The organism is Micromonospora maritima (genome assembly GCF_902825405.1).
GTDB classification, from domain to species: domain Bacteria; phylum Actinomycetota; class Actinomycetes; order Mycobacteriales; family Micromonosporaceae; genus Micromonospora; species Micromonospora maritima.
Genome location: NZ_CADEAU010000650.1, coordinates 1 through 2,591, shown reverse-complemented (window position 1 = coordinate 2,591; position 2,591 = coordinate 1). Strand labels below are relative to the sequence as shown.

Sequence of the window (2,591 nt, the reverse complement as noted above, 5' to 3'; positions counted from 1 at the left end):
GTCGACACCATGTCCGACCTGCCGACCGACAGGCACTGGGACCTGACGACGCTGCCGCCCGACGTGACACGCGGTGCCTTCCTGGCCGACGCCGCCGCGCGGTACAGCCGGCTCGCGCTGGCCTGCTTCGTCGCCGTCGCGGTCAGCGGGCTGGCCAACGCCGCGGTGCGCCTCGGCGCGGTGGACCAGTTGTGGCAGTCCCGGTACGGGTGGCTGGTGCTGGGCAAACTCGCCGCGCTGGTGGTGCTGGGGCTGATCGGCGCGGCGCACCGGACCCGTACCCTGCCGGGCCTGCACGCCGCGCGGCGTGGCGCGTTCGCGCGGCTGGCCGCCGGGGAGCTGGTGGTCTTCGCCGCAACGGTCGGCCTGGCCGTGGCGCTGTCGCGCAGTCCGACGCCGGTCGGCGAGCCGGTCGACGCCGACCCGGTGACCGAGGTGCTGGGCTTCGGCATGCCGGCCGCGCCCACCGCGGCGCACCTGCTCGGGCAGCCGCTGCCCGACCTGTTCTTCCTCACCGTGACCGGGGTCGGAATCGCCGCCTACCTGGCCGGGGTCCGCCGGTTGCGCCGGGCCGGGCACCGCTGGCCGGCGGCTCGCACCGCGAGCTGGGTCGGCGGCCTGCTGGTGCTGGCCGCCGCCACCGGCCTGGGCTTCGCCCGCTACGCGTACGTGCTGTTCAGCGCCCACATGGCCCAGCACATGGTGCTGTCCATGCTGGTGCCGATCCTGCTGGTCGGCGGCGCCCCGGTCACGCTGGCGCTGCGGGCACTGCGCCGCCCGGCCGACGCGCAGGTGCGGGGCGCCCGGGAGTGGCTGCTGCGGGCCCTGCACAGCCGCCTCACCCGGCTGCTCACCCATCCGGTGGTGGCGCTCGGCGTCTACACCGCCAGCCTCTTCGGCCTCTACTTCAGCGACCTGCTCGGCACGCTGATGCGCTCCCACCTCGGTCACCTGGCCATGCTGGGGCACTTCGTGGTCTCCGGCTACCTGCTGTTCTGGGTGCTCATCGGCATCGACCCGGGCCGACCCCGGGTGCCCCACCCGATCCTGGTGCTCATCCACCTGGCCGCGATGATGGCGCACGGCTTCTTCGGCCTCGCCTTGATGCAGACCACCACCGTCATCGCGCCGGACTGGTACCTCGGCGTCCATCCCGGATGGGCGTCGTCGCCGCTCGACGACCAGAAGCTCGGCGCCGGCATCGCCTGGGCGTTCGGCGAGATCCCGGCCGCCGTGGTGATGGTCCTGCTGGTCCGGCAGTGGATCCGGGCCGACGAGCGCGAGCAGCGCCGCCTCGACCGGGCCGCGGACCGGGCCGAGGCCACCGGCGAGGACGACGAGCTGGCCCGTTACAACGCGTTCCTGGCCGCCACCGCGCGCGACGCCGACCGGAACTGACGGGAACGTCCACGCGGCCCGACCGACCACGCCGGCGCAGCGTTCCGGTGTCGCCCGCCCGGGCCGGCGGCTGACCGACGTCCCCGCCCGGCGACCCACGGCACTGCGCCGCCGGCCGGGACCGGGCCACCGCAGGCACTGGGTTACGCTGCCGGCAGCGCTGGTTCACCCGGTCGACCACGGCCGGGTGTCGCAAGAGGGAACCCGGTGCAAGTCCGGGACTGCCCCGCAGCGGTGAGTGGGAACGACCGCCGTCAACGAAGCACTGGGCCACCCGGCCCGGGAAGCGACGGCCAGTAGGCGACCTCGTGTCGTGCCCGCGAGTCCGAAGACCTGCCCGCGCCGCGCGCACCGACCGGTGCGCGCTGCCGTCGACCTCGCGGGTGGGTCGGGCGGGTGACACGCCGGACGCGAACCGTCGGCGTGCCCTCGACGATGCGCCCCGCCCGGTCGGCGGCCCGCTTCGCGAGGACGGAACCACACGTGCCCGACACCAGCACGCTCACCGGCCGACCACCGTCGGCCTCGCACCTGACCCTGTCGCAGATCATGGACCAGCACCACACCAACCTGATGGGTACGGTGCACGGCGGTCGGATCCTCAACCTGATCGACTCGGTCGCCGGCGTGGTGGCCGCCCGCCACTCCGACGGCCCGGCGGTCACCGCCGCGATCGACGAGACCGCCTTCCTGCGCGCGGTGCGCGTCGGCGACGTGGTCCACGTCGACGCCCGGATCACCTGGGCCGGGCGCAGCTCGATGGAGGTGGCGGTGAAGGTCAGCGCCGACCGCTGGGACCGGGCGGTGCCACCGGTGGACGTGGCCACCGCCCACCTGGTGATGGTGGCCGTGGACGACCACGGTTACCCCCGGGCCGTGCCGCCGCTGCGACCCGAGACCGACGGCGACCGGCGCCGCTACCGCGAGGCGCACATCCGCCGGGAGCACCGGCTGGCACTGCGGCGGGCCCTGCTCGACGGGGGTGACGAGGCGTGACGGCCGGACTGCCGCCGGCCGTGCTGGCGGGCTACCTCGCGGCGATCGTGCTGCTCATGCTCACCCCCGGGCCGGACATGATGTTCGTGCTCGCCAACGCCGCCCGGTACGGCACCCGGGCCGGCGCGGTGGCCGCGCTCGGGGTCGCCGCCGGGGAGGCCGTGCACGTCGCCGCCGTGGTGGCCGGGCTCGCCACC

3 protein-coding genes and 1 riboswitch are annotated in these 2,591 nt (G+C 75.2%); all 3 genes read left to right on the top strand.

All coding sequences use genetic code 11. From position 1 onward, the window contains the following. Positions 1-1,398, top strand: a 1,398-nt coding sequence (locus HUW36_RS30565; protein WP_174531259.1) for a bifunctional copper resistance protein CopD/cytochrome c oxidase assembly protein, incomplete at its 5' end; no start/stop codon positions are given. A gap of 144 nt (positions 1,399-1,542) precedes the next feature. After that, positions 1,543-1,753: riboswitch (cobalamin riboswitch) on the top strand. A 128-nt stretch (positions 1,754-1,881) separates the two neighbouring features. After that, positions 1,882-2,394: an acyl-CoA thioesterase gene (locus HUW36_RS30560; protein WP_174531258.1), complete on the top strand. Its 513-nt coding sequence runs from the start codon at positions 1,882-1,884 to the stop codon at positions 2,392-2,394. Beyond that, positions 2,391-2,591 (top strand): LysE family transporter (locus tag HUW36_RS30555; RefSeq protein ID WP_246248404.1); only part of this gene is annotated, 201 nt, incomplete at its 3' end. The genes HUW36_RS30560 and HUW36_RS30555, both read left to right, overlap by 4 nt.